13 protein-coding genes and 2 pseudogenes are annotated in these 16,325 nt (G+C 62.3%); 7 read left to right on the top strand and 8 right to left on the bottom strand.

Translation table 11 applies throughout. From position 1 onward, the window contains the following. Window positions 1-2: 2 nt before the first annotated feature. The 6 genes from SPYCA_RS02705 to SPYCA_RS02680 are packed head-to-tail and all read right to left on the bottom strand — an operon-like array spanning window position 3 to window position 5,922. A complete protein-coding gene (locus tag SPYCA_RS02705) occupies window positions 3-1,094 on the bottom strand; it encodes an acyl-CoA dehydrogenase family protein (RefSeq protein ID WP_054588686.1) in 1,092 nt (363 codons plus the stop codon). Further along, window positions 1,094-2,314: an acyl-CoA dehydrogenase family protein gene (locus tag SPYCA_RS02700; protein WP_054588687.1), complete on the bottom strand. Its 1,221-nt coding sequence runs from the start codon at window positions 2,312-2,314 to the stop codon at window positions 1,094-1,096. Before SPYCA_RS02700 ends, SPYCA_RS02705 begins: the two co-directional genes overlap by 1 nt. Window positions 2,315-2,321: 7 nt before the next feature. Beyond that, on the bottom strand, window positions 2,322-2,783 hold the full coding sequence (locus SPYCA_RS02695) for a Zn-ribbon domain-containing OB-fold protein (RefSeq protein WP_054588688.1): 462 nt from the start codon (window positions 2,781-2,783) through the stop codon (window positions 2,322-2,324). Further along, window positions 2,780-3,970 carry a thiolase C-terminal domain-containing protein gene (locus SPYCA_RS02690; RefSeq protein WP_054588689.1) on the bottom strand — a complete coding sequence of 397 codons (1,191 nt, stop codon included), beginning with the start codon at window positions 3,968-3,970 and terminating at the stop codon, window positions 2,780-2,782. The genes SPYCA_RS02695 and SPYCA_RS02690 overlap by 4 nt, the downstream gene beginning before the upstream one ends. 24 nt (window positions 3,971-3,994) lie before the next feature. Continuing rightward, window positions 3,995-5,137 carry an NAD(P)H-dependent flavin oxidoreductase gene (locus SPYCA_RS02685; RefSeq protein WP_054588690.1) on the bottom strand — a complete coding sequence of 381 codons (1,143 nt, stop codon included), beginning with the start codon at window positions 5,135-5,137 and terminating at the stop codon, window positions 3,995-3,997. Window positions 5,138-5,181: 44 nt separating this feature from the next. Further along, window positions 5,182-5,922, bottom strand: a complete 741-nt coding sequence (locus SPYCA_RS02680) for a FadR/GntR family transcriptional regulator (protein ID WP_039575369.1) — start codon at window positions 5,920-5,922, stop codon at window positions 5,182-5,184. A 190-nt stretch (window positions 5,923-6,112) separates the two neighbouring features. Between SPYCA_RS02680 and SPYCA_RS02675 the strand changes: the two genes are divergently transcribed. Continuing rightward, a complete protein-coding gene (locus SPYCA_RS02675; RefSeq protein WP_039575372.1) occupies window positions 6,113-7,375 on the top strand; it encodes a cytochrome P450 in 1,263 nt (420 codons plus the stop codon). Window positions 7,376-7,401: 26 nt separating this feature from the next. Beyond that, complete coding sequence (locus SPYCA_RS02670; protein ID WP_228383639.1) at window positions 7,402-7,731, top strand: 2Fe-2S iron-sulfur cluster-binding protein; 330 nt, start codon at window positions 7,402-7,404, stop codon at window positions 7,729-7,731. Window positions 7,732-7,928: 197 nt separating this feature from the next. Here SPYCA_RS02670 and SPYCA_RS02665 read toward each other — a convergent pair. Further along, window positions 7,929-8,914, bottom strand: a pseudogene (locus SPYCA_RS02665) (helix-turn-helix domain-containing protein); the annotation flags it as partial. A gap of 32 nt (window positions 8,915-8,946) precedes the next feature. Between SPYCA_RS02665 and SPYCA_RS02660 the strand changes: the two are divergent. After that, a protein-coding gene (locus SPYCA_RS02660) for an IS3 family transposase (protein ID WP_085995949.1) occupies window positions 8,947-10,310 on the top strand; the annotation gives its coding sequence in 2 pieces (ribosomal slippage) (window positions 8,947-9,294 and window positions 9,297-10,310; 1,362 coding nt in all). A gap of 609 nt (window positions 10,311-10,919) precedes the next feature. Here SPYCA_RS02660 and SPYCA_RS02650 read toward each other — a convergent pair. Continuing rightward, the gene (locus SPYCA_RS02650; RefSeq protein ID WP_223181259.1) at window positions 10,920-11,420 is read right to left on the bottom strand and encodes a MarR family winged helix-turn-helix transcriptional regulator; all 501 of its coding nucleotides are present in this window, start codon (window positions 11,418-11,420) and stop codon (window positions 10,920-10,922) included. 151 nt (window positions 11,421-11,571) lie between these two features. Here SPYCA_RS02650 and SPYCA_RS02645 point away from each other — a divergent pair. From SPYCA_RS02645 to traN, 4 genes and pseudogenes are all read left to right on the top strand, one after another. Further along, window positions 11,572-12,743 (top strand): IS3 family transposase gene (locus tag SPYCA_RS02645; protein WP_120218721.1). Its coding sequence is split into 2 segments (ribosomal slippage): window positions 11,572-11,836 and window positions 11,836-12,743, totalling 1,173 coding nucleotides; the frame shifts between segments, so codons are not numbered across the junction. A gap of 33 nt (window positions 12,744-12,776) precedes the next feature. Then, window positions 12,777-12,926, top strand: a pseudogene (locus SPYCA_RS02640) (TraU family protein); the annotation flags it as partial. Between the two features lie 342 nt (window positions 12,927-13,268). Further along, window positions 13,269-15,212, top strand: coding sequence for a hypothetical protein (locus tag SPYCA_RS02635; RefSeq protein ID WP_232003479.1), 1,944 nt, complete (start codon window positions 13,269-13,271; stop codon window positions 15,210-15,212). After that, window positions 15,209-16,324 carry a conjugal transfer protein TraN gene (gene traN, locus SPYCA_RS02630; protein WP_062770246.1) on the top strand — a complete coding sequence of 372 codons (1,116 nt, stop codon included), beginning with the start codon at window positions 15,209-15,211 and terminating at the stop codon, window positions 16,322-16,324. Before SPYCA_RS02635 ends, traN begins: the two co-directional genes overlap by 4 nt. The last annotated feature ends 1 nt before the right edge of the window (window position 16,325 follow it).

Here is a 16,325-nt window from a genome sequence, read left to right as displayed (position 1 = left end):
CATCACGCAGCTTTGGTCCAGCCCTGAAGTGCCGCAGCCTCCGCCCGGACCGCTTCTGGCCCACCCAGAACCTGCCGGTCGAATCCGATCCGTTTGAACCAGTAATGCAGGCCAAGCAGGTCGGTGAATCCCATTCCGCCGTGCACTTCGGTGGAAGTGCGTGCGACAAATCGATAGACCTCGGCCGTGTGCGATTTGGCATGGCAGGCAAGCAGTGATGCCTCATTCGGCACCGCGTCGAAGGCGTGGGCGGCGTACCAGACGAGCGAACGGCACGGTTCATGCCGCGCGGCCATCTCGGCGCACATATGCTTTACGGCCTGGAAACTACCGATCAGGCGGCCGAACTGTTCGCGCTGACCAGCATAATCGACAGCCCTTTCGATCATGGCCTGACCTGCGCCAAGGCTGTCTGCGGCGAGGATCACGCGGCCCGCATCGCGCAGCCGGGCCACTGTAGCTCCGCCATCGTCAGCCAGTGGTTCCGCTTCGTCCCCGTCAAACCGCAATTCCCCGACGCTACGGGTGCGATCGATGGTCGTCAACGCGATAGCTTCCAGCCCGGACGCCTTGGCACCGACAAGGTGCAGCCTGCCACCGGAATCGGCGACGACGTAGGCATCAGCTCCTTCGAAATCGAGCGCGAACAGGGCGGTGCCGTTGAGCTTCCCGCCGGCAGAGGAAACTCCCGCGCCGTCGCGCACCTCGATCGTCTCGGAAATCGCGACACCGACACGCGCCTCGCCGCTCGCTATCTTTGGCAGCCAGTGGGCCTTTTGCTCCTCGTTGCCAGCTTCGCGCAAGGCGATCGGTGCGAGAACCTGACTGGCGAGAAACGGCACCGGTGCGACCGCATAGCCAAGCTGTTCCGCCACCACCGCCGCGTCGAGCAAGGTCATGCCGAGCCCGCCATGCTCTTCGGGGACGAGCATTCCGGCAACGCCCAGATCGTGGAGGGCGCGCAACACCTGGTCGCTCAACGGATTGTCCCGCTCCGCACATTCGCGGACGTGACTGAGCGGGCTGGTATCGGCGAGGCACCGCGAAACGGCGTCGCGCAACATCTGCTGGTCCTGCGAAAGTCCAAAGTCCATCAGTCTGCTCCCTGCTTCTGTCGCGCCATGTCCGCGGGGTTCGGCTCACGTGGCATTTCAAGGCCGCGTTCGGCGATGATGTTCTTCTGGATCTGAGCGGTCCCGCCGCCGATGATGAGACCGAGTTGGAACATATAGTTCCATTGCCACGCCCCGCCGTCCCGCTCACGCGGGCTGTGGTGATAGAGTATGCCCAGTTCGCCCATGGCGTCGATTGCCAGCGCGGATATCTGGTGAGCGAGTTCACAGCTTTGCAACTTGACGATCAGCTTCGCCATGCCGCCCGGCTCTCCCCTAAGGCTGTTCGAAAGGATGCGCATCCCATTGTATTTCATCGCCGCTACTTCGGCCTGAAGTGCCACTAGCCGGTCGCGCAGTACCGGATTGTCGATCGCGCGACCCTGGCCCAAACGCTCTTCCTGCATCAGTGCGATCAGCGCCTGCAGCCGGTTTTCGAGCGCGTCGGGATCGCCCAGCATTCCGCGCTCATGGCCTAGGGTTGCGTTCGCGACGAACCAGCCCTGGCCCCGCTGGCCGACGATCTGGTGCATGGGGACGCGCACATCGGTGAAGAACGTCTCGTTGAACTCGGCGTGACCGGTCATCGTCTTCAAGGGGCGAACCTCGATGCCCTGCGTGTCCATCGAAAAGATCAGGTAGGAAATGCCGCCATGTTTGGGTGCGTCAGGTTCGGTCCTGACCAGGCAAAAGATCATGTCGGCCTGCTTGGCGGTGCTGGTCCAGATCTTCTGGCCATTGATAACAAATTCGCCGTTTTCGATGTGCGCGCTGGTCTTGAGGTTGGCTAGGTCCGACCCGGCACCGGGTTCGGAATAGCCCTGGCACCATACGATATCGCCTTTCAACGTGGGTTCGATCCAGCGCCGTTTCTGTTCCTCGGTGCCGAGTTCAAGCAGGGTCGGCACGAACATCGAGATTCCCTGATTAGAAAGCCCGCCCGGCACCCTGGCCCGCGCAAATTCCTCTGCGATGATGCGCGATTGGAGAATGTCCGGCTCCGCTCCATAGCCTCCATACTCCTGCGGGATCGTTCGCGCGGTATACCCATGCTCGATCAACAGCTTCTGCCATTCGACTGCCTTGGACGAAGGTCGGGCCGCCCGGTCAGCAGAAGGCGGCGCGAGATGGCGGTGCGCTTCGATGAAAGCCCGCACTTGCTTGCGGAAGACATCGTATTCGGGCCCGTAATCAAGATCCATGACGCTTCTAACTTTCACGCAGGCGGAAAACAGGAAGGCGGAAGTCCTCACCGATCAATTCGAATTCCACTTCCACCGGAAGGTCGAGCGCTAGGCGCTCGTGATCGCAACCAATCAGGCGCGTGGCCATGCGTACGCCCTCTTCCAATTCCACCACCGCCGCCACGAAGGGAATTTCGTCGGCAAAAGCCGGGTGGAGGGCCTGGTGGGTAACGGTCCAGGAAAACAGCGTGCCCTTGCCACTGCTGCGTTCCCAGGAGAATTCCGGCGAGCCGCACTTTGCGCACATATAGCGCGGTAGGTGGCGGAAGCAGCCGCAGCCGCCGCAGCGCTGGAAATAGAGATTGCCGTCTTGGCACCGCTTCCAGAATTCCTGCTCAACCGGGTCTTGCGGGCGAGGTCGCGGTTTGGGCGGCGCAACCTGCGCGGAGGGCCGCATTTTGGGAGGCAGATCGCTCTCGCTGCTCATGCAAACCTCCTGAGAATGGCAATGCTTCCATCGCCAAGGTCACCCCAGCCGGTCACAAGACCAGTTTGGGCTCCCAGCACCTGGCGCTCGCCGCAGTCGTGACGAAGCTGGCGCACTGCCTCGACCACGTGGTTGAGTCCCCAGACATGCGCCTCACTGAGCAAGCCGCCATGGGTGTTGATCGGATAGCGGCCACCCAGCTCAATCTGGCCATTGGCGACGAATTCGAACTGTGCACCCGGTTCGCAATAGCCCATCGCTTCCAGTTGCAGCAGAACGACATAGGTAAAGCAGTCGTAAATCTGCAGGAAATCCATGTCCTCGCGCTTGACGCCCGCCATGTCGAAAGCGCGCGGGGCAGCATAGCTGAGGCCAATCTTGAAGGGATCGGGCCGCGAGGGGATGTCGTCGGCGGGATAGGGGTGGCCTTCCGCGGCACCGGCGATGCTGACGGGCACATGCGGCATATCCCTGGCCCGATCCATTCGCGATATGACTACCGCGCAGGCGCCATCGGTTTCAAGGCAGCAATCGTAAAGGCGGAAGGGCTCGGATATCCAGCGCGCCGAATGATAGGTTTCCGCGTCGAGTTCGCGCCCATAGGTAAAGGCGCGCGGATTCAACTGCGCGTGACGCCGGCAGGCTAGCGCTACCGCTGCCATCGCATCCGCGCCCACGCCGTAAAGCTTCGAGTGACGGGTCGCCAGCCAAGCATACATCTGCACCGGCAGGAACACACCATAGGGGATGTAATAGCCCTGGATGGTATTGGTCAGCGTGTTCATGTTCATCGCCCGAGTGGGCGGGGCACCCGGCTTGGGCCTGAGGGCGGAATAGCCGTTCCAACCGAGCGTCACCAGCACGTGATCGCAAAGCCCGCTGGCGATCGCCATTGCCGCGTTCTGCAGCGCCGTCGTCGGGCTGGCGCCGCCCATGTGAACGGTGGCCGCATAGCGCAGCACATCAATGCCGAGATTGGCGGCCATTTCCTCCGAGGTCGTATAGATCGGCGGCGGCACCATGCCGTCGATGTCGCAAGGTTTCAGCCCGGCATCTGAGATTGCGCGGCGCGAGGCTTCCAGCATCATGTCCACCGCGGTCCGTTCGGTGCCCTTGACGAATGCGGTTTCGCCCACACCGGTTATGGCGGCCTTGTCGGCAAAGGATAAGGTCTGCGAAGCGTTCATACAGCGTACCCGTCTTGCCGCAATTCAGGAATAGAATCTGGCATCGGCCAGCGCCCTTTCGGCCCCTTCGACAAGATCGCGCATGACCTCTGCCGCTGGACGGATCGAATGGATCAATCCAATTCCCTGCCCCGCGAAGCCGGGCATGATATCCTTGCGCTGAGCCTTTATGCCCGAAGCCATGACCGGCCCTGAAATCATCGACTGGTAAGGCATCGGAAGCGGCTCCTTGCCCGCCGCAACCCAAGCATCGGCCCATTTGTTGCGGATCATGCGCGCAGGCTTGCCGGTCAACGAACGGCTAACGACGGTATCTGCATCGCCGCCGTCGGTTATTGCTTCCTTTTGGAACCGTTCAATCCCTGCCTCTTCGGTTGCCAGGAACGCCGTTCCGACCCACGCGCCCAGAGCGCCCAGCATCATCGCTGCGGCGACTCCGCGGCCATCGGAGATTCCACCTGCTCCGATCACGGGAACCCGATCGCCCACCGCGTCGACTACCTGCGGAATCAGCGAGAAGGTTCCGATCGGGGAGTTGTGCCCGCCGCCATCGTGGCCCTGCGCCACAATCATGTCGATGCCGGAATCGACCACCTGCTGGGCGTGCTTGACCTTGCCGATCACCGCCATGACCCTGGTGCCATTGGAATGAAGGCGGTCCATCCACGGTCCGGGATTGCCGAGGCCGGCGGCATAGACTGGCACCTTTTCCTCGATTACCACTTCCATCTGCGCCTCGAAAAACTCCCGCGTGAACAGCTGCGGACCGCCCTTGCCCATTTCCGGCGCGCCAGCCGCGCGCATGGCCATTGCGGCATCCACTTCGGGCAGATCCTCGCGTTCCATGAAATCGCGGGTGAACTGCTGATATTCGCCAAGCAGTGCCATCGGGTTTTCGAGCGAGGCGCCGCTCTGCGGTGCCGAACCGCGCCTGACGGAGGCAGGCAGAAGGGTGTCGACCCCAAATGGCTTATCGGTCAGTTCGCGGGTCTGGCGGATCCAGCTGCGCAACTGGTCTGGCGAGCAGGCCGCAGCGCCAAGAACGCCAAGTCCCCCGGCATTCGATACTGCGGCCGCGAGCGCGGGGACACTCGCCCCGCCCATTCCGGCCAGAAGGATCGGGTATTCGATCCCGAGAATTTCGCATATGCGGCTCTTGAGTGCCATCGTAATACCCTCTCCATCCAGCGCCACCCACCGGCGCCCGTTTTTTACGTCTGTCCCCACCTGACCTTCTGGGACACAAGCTCAGGGCTTCTCTGTGCGAGATAGGAGGCGGAGCCCGCCACGAGACGCGCCATAGCCTGCCGCGCTCCTTCGGCATCGCCCTTGCGCACAGCTTCAAGGACGCGGCGCAAGAAACGCAACTGGACCGCACGCTCTTGCGCCGAATACCCCAGCGAGAGCGAGAATTCGCGGGTAAGCATATGCAACGCGGAAGTCAGAAGGCCGAAAAGCGGATTGCCGCTGGCCCAGCCGAGCATATCGTGAAAACGGCGATTCAGTTCCTCGAACTGGCTGCTCGCTTCGTTTCGCTCCAGCTCTTTGAGGCAATCGGCAAGTGCGCTCAGATCACCCGTGGTCGCGCGCTGGGCGGCATAGGCTGCAACATCCGCCGCAATCGCTTCGCGCAATTCGAGCAAGCCCCTCAAGTCCGCCTCCATGAAATGCAGGATCAGCGAGAGGCTGTTTGCGAAATCGCCAGTCTGCGGGCGAGCGACCACCGGCCCGCCACCGCGACCTAGTTGAAGATGGATAACGCCTTGGAGTTCAAGGAAGCGAAGCGCTTCGCGCAAGGTCGCTCGGGCGACATCGTATCGCGCAAGCATTTCGTCCTCGCGCGCCAACCTGTCGCCCGCAACATGCGCCCCGGCTTCGATATCGCGTACGATGTCCTGCGCAAGCGTGAGCGCACGCTTGGCCTTCCTCGAATCATCGACCTTCGGTTGCATCACTGGGAATCGCTCCTCTGATAAAACCTTATAAGAGTTTATCGGATGGCATGTCCAGCATCAGTCTATGAAGTTTGCAGTGCGGTCAAATGTCGCAACAATCCTTATAAGCTTTATTGACCACACCCTGCGAAACATCTACCTGTTTGATAGCAAGGTGAGTCTGCTTGCCTGGGATGGAGGACGAGACATGAGCATCGACACGATGGAGCTGGATACTGCCGGAAAAGTTGCAGCCATTCCGATCGACGAAATTGATGTCGCACGGCCGAGTCTTTTTCAGCAGGACACGATCGGCCTGTATTTCGACCGGCTGCGCAAAGAGGAGCCGGTCCACTATTGCCGCGAAAGCTATGTTGGGCCTTACTGGTCGATCACCAAGTTCGACGATATCATGGCTGTCGACACCAACCACAAAGTCTTTTCGTCGGAGGCAAAGCTCGGCGGTATCGCCATTCAGGACATGCATTCGGTGGAAGGCGCGCTCGAACTTGAAATGTTCATCGCTATGGATCCTCCAAAGCACGACCAGCAACGCAAGGCCGTCACCCCCGCTGTAGCGCCGTCCAACTTGCTGTTGCTCGAACCGACAATCCGCGAACGAGCGTGTCAGATTCTCGATGATCTGCCGATAGGCGAGGAATTTGATTGGGTTGACAAGGTCTCAGTTGAATTGACCACGATGACCCTTGCTACCCTATTCGATTTCCCGTGGGAGGAACGCCGCAAGCTCACGCGCTGGTCCGACGTCACAACGGCCGCCCCTGAAACCGGCATCGTCGAATCGTACGAAGCGAGGCGTGAAGAACTCATCGAGTGCGCGATGTATTTCAAAGGACTGTGGGAGCAGCGCATCAACGAAGAACCGAAGAACGATCTGATTTCCATAATGGCGCATTCCCCGGCGACACGGGATATGCCCTTCCTCGAATTTCTGGGTAACCTGCTGCTGCTGATCGTGGGCGGCAACGACACCACGCGCAATTCGATAAGCGGCGGTGTGCTGGCGCTCAATCAGAACCCCGATGAATATCGCAAACTGAATGACGACCCTTCGTTGATCGCCAGCATGGTGCCGGAAATCATCCGCTGGCAGACGCCGCTGACTCACATGCGCCGCACTGCGCTGCAGGACTGGGAGATTGGCGGCAAGCAGATCAAGAAGGGCGACAAGGTCGTGATGTGGTACCTGTCGGGCAACCGCGACGAAACGGTCATCGACCGGGCTGACCGGTTCATCATCGACCGCAAGAATCCGCGCCATCACCTGTCATTCGGTTATGGCATCCATCGATGCATGGGTAACAGGCTGGCAGAACTGCAGTTGCGGATCATCTGGGAAGAAATTCACAAGCGGTTCGCCAAGGTCGAAGTGACCGGCGAGCCCGAGCGCCTTTTCTCAAACCTTGTGCGCGGGATCACCAATCTGCCGGTGCGGCTGCACGCGCGCTGATTTGCTGAAGCAGAAATACGGAGTGTATGATGGTCAAAGTGACGTTCGTATCCAGCGATGGAACGCGGCGGGAAGTCGAAATTGCCGAGGGCGAAACCGCACGCGAGGCGGCGCTCTTCAATGATGTACCGGGCATCGACGGCGATTGCGGCGGTGTCTGCGCCTGTGCGACCTGCCATGTCCATGTCGATCCGGCCTGGATCGACAGGGTTGGTCGCCTGGTCGAAGGGGCAGCGGAGGCAGAGCTTCTGCAATTTGCCGAAGGTGCCAACGAATACAGTCGCCTCGCCTGCCAGATACCCATGGTGGAAGGAGTGGAAGGTTTGATTTTGCACGTTCCCGAGCAGCAATACTGACCAGACAGAGCGCAGCCCTGTCGTGCGCGTGCGGCGTCGCAAATTCAGTTTTGAACGGAGGTTTCAGTGCCAACTCAGCTAGAACCTGATGTCTAGACGAGCGAAGACGCATTTCGCACCGAAATGCGGCAATTCCTCGCCGCCCATTTCCCTGACGAATTAAGGGGCGCGGGCAATATGCTGGCCGGGCCCATTGGCAGCTTCGGCTTGTGGATCATCCTGGCCGACGCGCATCCGGAAGCTTCGAGGGACAGCTCCAGCGTGTCGGTGACATCCCCGGCCCGCATGGTGGTACACAGCTTCCAAAGGATGACATAACGGGAGAAGTCGTCGAGCACGGTCGACAGGTACACCAAGCCCCAGCCGATGATCTTGAAGTAGGTGAAGTCGGTCTGCCACATCTCGTTCGACCGCGTCGTCTTGGTGTGGAACCCGTCGGCGGCCTTGATCACGATGAAGGCCGGACTGGCGATCAGGTCATGGGCTTTCAACATACGGTAAACCGTGGCTTCCGACACGAAGTAGCGCTTCTCGTCGGTGAAGCGCACCGCGAGCTCGCGGGGTGACAGGTCGGTTGTATCCAACGCCATGTCGATGATCTGCTGCTGGATATCATCGCAGATGCGGTTCCACACCCGCCTCGGGGCCGATGGCCGATCCTCCAGCGCCTCCGGCCCGCGCTCGAGGTAGCGGTCGTACCAGCGTTAGAAGGTCCGGCGCGGGATGCCCAACTGCTCCAGCGTGCGCTTGGCCGGCAGGTGCGACTGCTCGACGATCCGAATGATCTCCAGCTTCTCGGATGCGGGTTGCCTCATTCGTCGTCGGCCCTATCCGCGATCATGCTTTTTTTGAGCAACCGGTTTTCCAGCGTCAGATTGGCCACGCATTCCTTAAGGGCACGGGCTTCGCGGCGCAGGTCGTGCACCTCGCCGGTGGTCGCGGCACGGGCGGTGTCGCCCGCCAAGCGCCGCTTGCCCGCCTCCATGAACTCCTTCGACCACGTGTAATACAAGCTCTGGGCGATGACATCCTTGCAGCACAGCTCGGCGATGCTGTCCTCGCCGCGCAGGCCTTCCAGCACGATCCTGATTTTGTCCTCTGCAGAGAAGTGCCGGCGCGTCGCACGCCGTTGCTCCCCGTCAGCACCAATGGCACAGATTTGAGGTTGTGATTTAAGGAGGATTTGGGCTTCGTCGTAGTGACGAAGGAACGAAGATGAAGCCCAAATCCTCCAATGCAAAATCGCCGACCAAGGCCCCTGCGGAGCGGGTGGTGAAGGACATCCGGCGTGCAACCCGCCGGCACTTCTCGGCCGAAGACAAGATCCGCATCGTGCTGGATGGCCTGCGCGGCGAGGACAGCATCGCCGAGCTGTGCCGCAAGGAAGGCATTGCCCAGAGCCTGTATTACACCTGGTCGAAGGAGTTCATGGAAGCCGGCAAGCGCCGCCTGGCCGGCGACACCGCCCGTGCCGCGACCACTGGCGAGGTGCAGGATCTGCGCCGCGAAGCCCGCGCCCTGAAGGAATGCGTTGCCGACCTGACCCTGGAGAACCGCCTGCTCAAAAAAAGCATGATCGCGGATGGGGGCGACGACGAATGAGGTATCCCGCCTCGGAGAAGCTCGAGATCATCCGGATCGTCGAGCAGTCGCACCTGCCCGCCAAACGCACGCTGGACCAGCTCGGCATCGCCCGTCGGACCTTCTACCGCTGGTATGACCGGTTCCTCGAAGGCGGCCCGGAGGCCTTGGAGGATCGGCCGTCGGCGCCGACCCGGGTGTGGAACCGCATCGGCGATGATATCCAGGACCAGATCGTCGAGATGGCCCTGGACTACAGCGAACTGTCACCGCGCGAGCTGGCGGTGCGGTTCACCGACGAGAAGCGCTACTTCGTGTCGGAAGCCACGGTTTACCGCCTGTTGAAGGCCCATGATCTGATCACCAGCCCGGCCTATGTCGTGATCAAGGCCGCCGATCAGTTCCACACCAAGACCACCCGGCCGAACGAGATGTGGCAAACCGACTTCACCTACTTCAAGATCATCGGGTGGGGCTGGATGTACCTGTCGACCGTGCTCGACGACTTCTCGCGCTACATCATCGCCTGGAAACTGTGCACCAACATGCGGGCCGAGGACGTCACCGACACGCTGGACATGGCGCTGGCTGCCTCGGGCTGCGACAGCGCCACCGTGCTGCACAAACCCAGGCTGCTCAGCGATAACGGTCCCAGCTACATCGCTGGCGAACTGGCTGAATACATCGAAGCTCAGCAGATGAGTCATGTGCGCGGTGCACCGTGCCACCCTCAGACCCAGGGCAAGATCGAGCGCTGGCACCAGACTCTGAAGAACCGCATCCTGCTGGAGAACTACTTCCTGCCCGGCGACCTCGAGGCCCAGATCGAAGCCTTCGTCGAGCACTACAACAATCAACGTTACCACGAGAGCCTGAACAACGTGACGCCCGCCGACGCCTACTTCGGCAGGGCACCAGCCATCATCAAACAGCGTGAAAGGATCAAACGACAGACCATCGAATATCGGCGCTTGCAACACCGCAAGCTCGCCGCTTAAAATCCAGCCCCTGACGAGGCCCGCACTCCGCTAATTTACGCCGCGAGTTGTGCCAAATGTTCTGACGACGGACACTTCACCAGCCGCTCAGCAGGGGCCTTCGGCGCCGATTTTTTCAAGGAGGATTGGGCTTCATCCTCGTTCCTTAGTCACTACGACGAAGCCCAAATCCTCCTTAAATCACAACCTCAAATCTGTGCCATTGGTGCTGACGGCGGACAGCACCGGCAATCCGCCCTCACATGAAGCGCTCGGGTTGAGCCATGTCGGTCTCCACGCAGAGGTTCGTTTCTTGGTAGACAACTCGTTGCACGAAATAGCTCGTCGGTCAATTGGCGCTGGCACGCGAAGCCAAGAGCGGCCCGCCTCGCGGGAGGGCGCTCACCGCCGAACGATTGCCGGCTCGATCGGACTATTCTGCAACACGGCGGGAGGCAGGTAGGGCTCCGTGCCGCGATATTCGCAATTAGTTAGCCGTCAGTGCTGGCAACCTGATGCAGCGGGGGCAGAACGGCCGCGGCGCGCCGCCTCAGACGCGAGCGGTGCCAGTTGGGGATATCGGCTTGCTGACGATGAATGGCGTCGGCCATTTCAAATCTTCCACGGCTCCTATCGAGGAGGCATGTCTTCCGATCCGCTTTCGAGATTGCCGGACATTTTCGTCAGCAATGAGCGCATCGCGCGTATCTCAGTTGGGGAAATCATATGGAGCAGTCGCGCGTAGATCATGTCGGCTTCGGCGCGCAGCTGAGGCAGGATTTCGATCGCTCGGGGCAAAAGATGAAGTTCCCAGACGCGCCGGTCGCCCTTGGCAGCGCGCCGTTCCGCGAGCACCATTCTTTCCAGCTGGTCGACAACATGGCCAACGCTGGCACGCTCCAGTTCGAGGCATTTGGAGAGGTCGGTTTGGGTCATGCCCGGGGTCCGATAGATATAGACGAGCGCGCGCCACTGGGTTCGCGTCAATCCGAAGCGCGCCGTTGAGGCATCAAACTTCCGACGCAGTTTGCGGGGCACTTCCTCGATGAGAAAGACAAACTCGTCTGAGGCCGTCAGAAGACTTTTCGCGGGAGAGATGCCGCTTGTATTGCGAGGTTCAACCATCGTCATGGACTGTAGAGCCAACATCATATTCTGAAAACCCTTTACTGTAAGATATGATATAGTATGATCGTGGAATGATTGATCAGTCGATCACTGATCTGCCCCCTTCTGAGTGGTCCAAAATTGATGATATTTTGGATGACGAAGGAGAATATGAATGCCGGCCAAGAAGCATCGCCCGGAAGAGATTATCGGCAAGCTGCGTGAAGCGGAGGTCGTGTTGGCGCAGGGGGCGACGACGGCTGAAGCGTGTCGCCGGATCGGCGTTACGGAACAGACCTATTATCGGTGGCGTAAGGAATATGGCGGTCTGAAGACCGACCAGGCGCGGCGGATGAAGGACTTGGAGAAAGAGAATGCGCGGCTTCGGCGTGCGATATCGGACCTGACGCTGGACAAGCTGATATTGCAGGAGGCTGCCCGGGGAAACTTCTGAGCCCCGCGCGCCGAAGGCGCTGTATCGATCACATCAGAATGATGATGCCGGTGTCTGAGCGGCGGCTGTGCCGTGTGCTCGGGCAACATCGATCGACACAGCGCAAGGCGCCCCGCGGGGCGAACGACGAAGCAGCTCTGACCGAGGACATCATTGCGCTGGCCCGGCAATATGGTCGTTATGGCTATCGCCGGGTGACGGCGTTGCTGCGCGATGCGGGGTGGCATGTGAACCGCAAGCGGGTCGAGCGCATCTGGCGGCGCGAGGGGCTGAAGGTACCGCAAAGGCAGCCGAAGCGCGGGCGGCTCTGGCTGAACGACGGATCGTGCATCCGGCTTCGGCCCGAGTATCCCGGCCATGTCTGGTCCTACGACTTCGTCGAAGGGCGGACCCACGATGGTCGCAAATACCGGATCCTTTCGATCATCGACGAGGCGAGCCGGGAGTGCCTGGCGTTGCCGGTGGCACGCAAGCTCAGGAGCGATGACGTTCTGGCGGCGCTCGCCGAGCTGTTCGTCACGCGTGGGCCACCAGCGCACATACGGTCCGACAATGGCCCGGAGTTTATCGCGACGGCGGTGCAGCAATGGCTCGCCCAGATCGGCGTGAAGACGCTGTATATCACGCCCGGATCACCATGGGAGAATGGCTATTGCGAGAGCTTCAACGGATCGCTGCGTGATGAACTGCTCAACGGCGAAATCTTCTACTCGCTCGCCGAGGCCCGGATCCTGATCGAGGCCTGGCGGCGACATTACAACACCGTCCGGCCGCACAGCTCGCTGGGATACCGACCACCCGCGCCGGAGGCCGTTCCATCGCCAGTGTCGCCCTCCGGTTCCGCTTCGCTCCACCTACGGCCGACACTGGCGATGGAGGCGTCAATGCACTAACATATAGCCCGGACCACTCGGTGGGGGCCGGTCATGATGGAGCCGGTGAAGGGCGGCAAGTGCGTCAACATCGGCCGCCCGGGCGCACTCTGGACCTCGGGCAAGCATGCGCCCGGCAAGGACAACGCCCAGTTCATGCTCTTCGAGAAAGCGATTTGCTGTGCTGGCATCTCGACGCCCTGATGCGGCGCCGGTTCCGGCGCATACCGATCGCCTTGCGCGCAGCCCGGAATCGGCCCGGTCTGCCCGCCACAGCCCTGGTGGCTGCCGGCAGGCGCGCGAGGCGGGGGCGGCGCCCTGCCCCCTCTCCTTGGGCGCCGCTCCACCTTCAGCCGAGGCGGCCACCGAACCTCGGACGGCGGAAAGCTGTGCCTCAACCCCGCTGCGTTCGCAGGTGAAGGCCGTGCTCACCGTCTTCGAAGGCCAGGCGGCGTTTCGGCTCCTCCCGCCCGGATGCGATGATTTCCGGGCGGGAGACCTGTTTCGCGTGGCCCATGGCTCGCGCACCATCGACGGGAATCGCTCGTGACCCCGCGGTTTCTTGCCCTGTTGCCTATCTCGGCCGCGCTCCCCGGCGTGGCGCTGGCCCAGACGATCGAGGACCGTGCGCGCACCGCGGCCGAGGCCTCGCGCTCCAAGAGCAGCGACAGCGAAGCCATCCTCGAAAATTACATCAGCCCCGGCCTCGCCGGGCAGTCCATCGCGACGGTCGACAAGAGCAAGAGCTTCACGCCGAACCTCGCCTGCCAGAAGACGGCGAACTTCCTTGAAATCCTGATCCAGCCTGGCGCGGGCGGCGATATCACTACCGTCCGCATCGCGCGCGACAAGGATATCGACGGCCAATTCGATAGCGTGACGACCTTGCCCGTGCCGGTGTCGGGGATTTGCGCCAACGGCGTGATCTCCTGCCGCCCCGGGAGCTGGAGCGACTGCCGCAGCTTCCAATGGGATGTCGACAGCAGCGGCGACCTCAAGCTCGCCGAAGTCGAGATGCCTGCGCTCGCCGGCTGCTATTGCGTCAACAACAGTTGCGGCGCGAACCTCGTCATGGGCAATCTGCCGTCGGTGCTGAAAGATCTTGGCGGCGGTGCGGTCGGCGCGCTGTCGAGCCACGATCCGCGCAACGGTGTCGCCGACGCACGGGTGAACGGTCCCGTCATTCAATATGTCGGCGCGCAATCGACCGCGTGCAGCCCCGATCCCGCCCTGCCCCAGACGGCCTATCGCGCGAACCCGACCGCAATCCAGGGCGACGCTTTTGCCGCATCGCGGTCGAACAGCCTGTTCCAGTCGCTCGCTGGCTCACCTGCCGGCACGGGCCGTGCCGAGCAGGTCCGGGCCTGCACGATCGAGCGCGAAGTGACCTTCCTGCCGCTCGGTTACGACGATATCGTCTCCGCGTCGGGCTCCATTTATTCGGTTCGCGACTGCGGCGAGGGATGTCGCCGCTATCGCATCATCGGCGACGGCGATTGCAGCGGATCGCCGCCAATCTTCACCGCGCGCTTCGAAGTCAGCGACCCCGCGAAGCTTATATCCGCACAGATCGTCGAGATGGGCGCCGACGACTGGGTCCAGGGCCGCGTCAACGGCCGCATCGTCAGCTCGGCCGGACCGCGCCCCTGGCTGACCACTGGATTGCCTTCTGGCGATTGCCGCACCGACGGCGGCGCGGCGCGCAACTATACGCCTTATGATTTCACGGCCGACCTCCGGGCAGGTCCCGCAACCGTATCGGCGCGCGTGCGGGGCGGGGGCGGCGGCGCGCCGCTCACGACCCAATGGGGTCTCGTCGATGTCGAGATCCGCGTCTCGCCCGGCTGCGAGCCCAGCGAGCGGCTCGTCGACCTGTGCGCGGGCACAGGCGGCGATACGAAGTGCCGCCTCGACAGCGAAAATGTCGACGGCGTCCAGACCTTCCGCAATGGCATCAGCGCCGGCCTGAGACCCCTCACCCAAACCCGCCTGTTCGGCACCGGGTCGTGCACCATCCGACTCACCCGCGACTTCTTCCGCCGCGAGCGCAGCTATAAATGCGTCGTCGACACGGGCTCCATGCCCGAGCCCGATCTCAGGCGCGGCGCGTGGATCATCGACCATTCGACCGAGACGATGCTCGCCGACCGCGTGCGCACCGCCGACGGCGGCATGGCGTCGTTGACGCGGCCGTTCGCGCTCCCCGACCGCGGCTCGGTGCCCGCCTGCGAGGCGATCTGCAAGACGCGGGCGCCCAAGGCGAACGCAGACGCCGCGCCCGATGGCGTCGTCGGCGCCAGGCAGACGAACCCGACCGGGTTCGACACCTTCTATCATGTCTGCCGCGCCGACAATGTCTGCCCGGCGGGTCCCGGCGAGACGATCGTCAGCCCCTGCGGCTGTCTCGACGATTTCCCCGAAGCGGTGGTGGTGATGCAGACGGTCCGGCTCGCCGGCGCCGATCTCGCCTGCACGGCGACGGCGCGATGAGCTGGCGCGACATCCCTTGGCCGCACCGGGCCGCGCTGATCCTTTTGCTAGTCCTGGGGCTGGCTATCGGCAGCGCGCTCGCGGCCGCGCCAGCGCACGCCCAGCAGATTTGCGCCGCCGATCTCGACGGCAGCGGCGAGGCCGACGGCCCCGGCGAAACAGCAAGCTGCACCGGAACAGCAAACGGCGGATGGCAATGTCCGCTCGAGCGCGCCTGGTGCGCAGCCGAGCCCGGCGGCGGCTGGTCGTGCCCGCTTGGACCCCAATATGGCTGCGAGACGCCGACGAGCGGCGGCGTTCCGGCCTGCTCGCCGCATAGCTGTATCGATACCGCCGCGAACCCGATCGAGGATGAGCCCGTTATCGACGATCCCGGCGCGCCCGCCGATGGGCCGGTCGATGCCGATGGCAATTGCCTCGGCAATATCGAGATCTTCGCGGGCCGCGCGCTGCGCTGCCGCCCCGCCGGGCTCAAGACCGGCTTCCAGAGCTGCTGCAAGGACAAGGGCAAGATCGTCAAGGACGGCATGGGCTCGTCGCTCGCATCGACCCAGACCAAGATCGCGATCGCCAAGGGCGTGTTCACCGGCGCCAAGGCCGCCTATGCCGCCTTCCAAGCCGGGGCGACAGCGAGCCAGGCGGCGAGCGCGGGCGCCAATGCGATCATCGTCGGCATCGATCCGACCTCGATCGCGATCAGCCTCGCGATCAACGTGATGATCGATTTCCTGCTCACCTCCTGCGACCAGCAAGATATGGAAGTCGGCATGCTGCGCGGCTCGGGCATGTGCGTCGAGATCGGCAGCTATTGCTCGTCGAAGATCCTCGGCATCTGCGTCCAGAAATCGCGCAGCCATTGCTGCTTCAACACCAAGCTCGGCCGCATCATCCAGGAACAGGGCCGTCCGCAACTCAAGTCCTTTGCCGATGGCTGGGGGCCGGTGAAGACGCCGAACTGCCGGGGGTTCACGCCCGAGGAATTCCAGGCGCTCGACTTCAGCCGGATGGACCTGTCCGAATATTACAACGAGATCGAGGCCCGCGCGCAAGCCGACATCCAGATCGACATGAAGGATCGCATCGATGCCTATACGCAGGCCATCGGCCGCTAGG

This window comes from Sphingopyxis sp. FD7 (assembly GCF_003609835.1).
Taxonomy (GTDB): domain Bacteria; phylum Pseudomonadota; class Alphaproteobacteria; order Sphingomonadales; family Sphingomonadaceae; genus Sphingopyxis.
The sequence above is the reverse complement of the archived record's forward strand: the minus strand, read 5'-3'. Positions and strand labels throughout refer to the sequence as shown.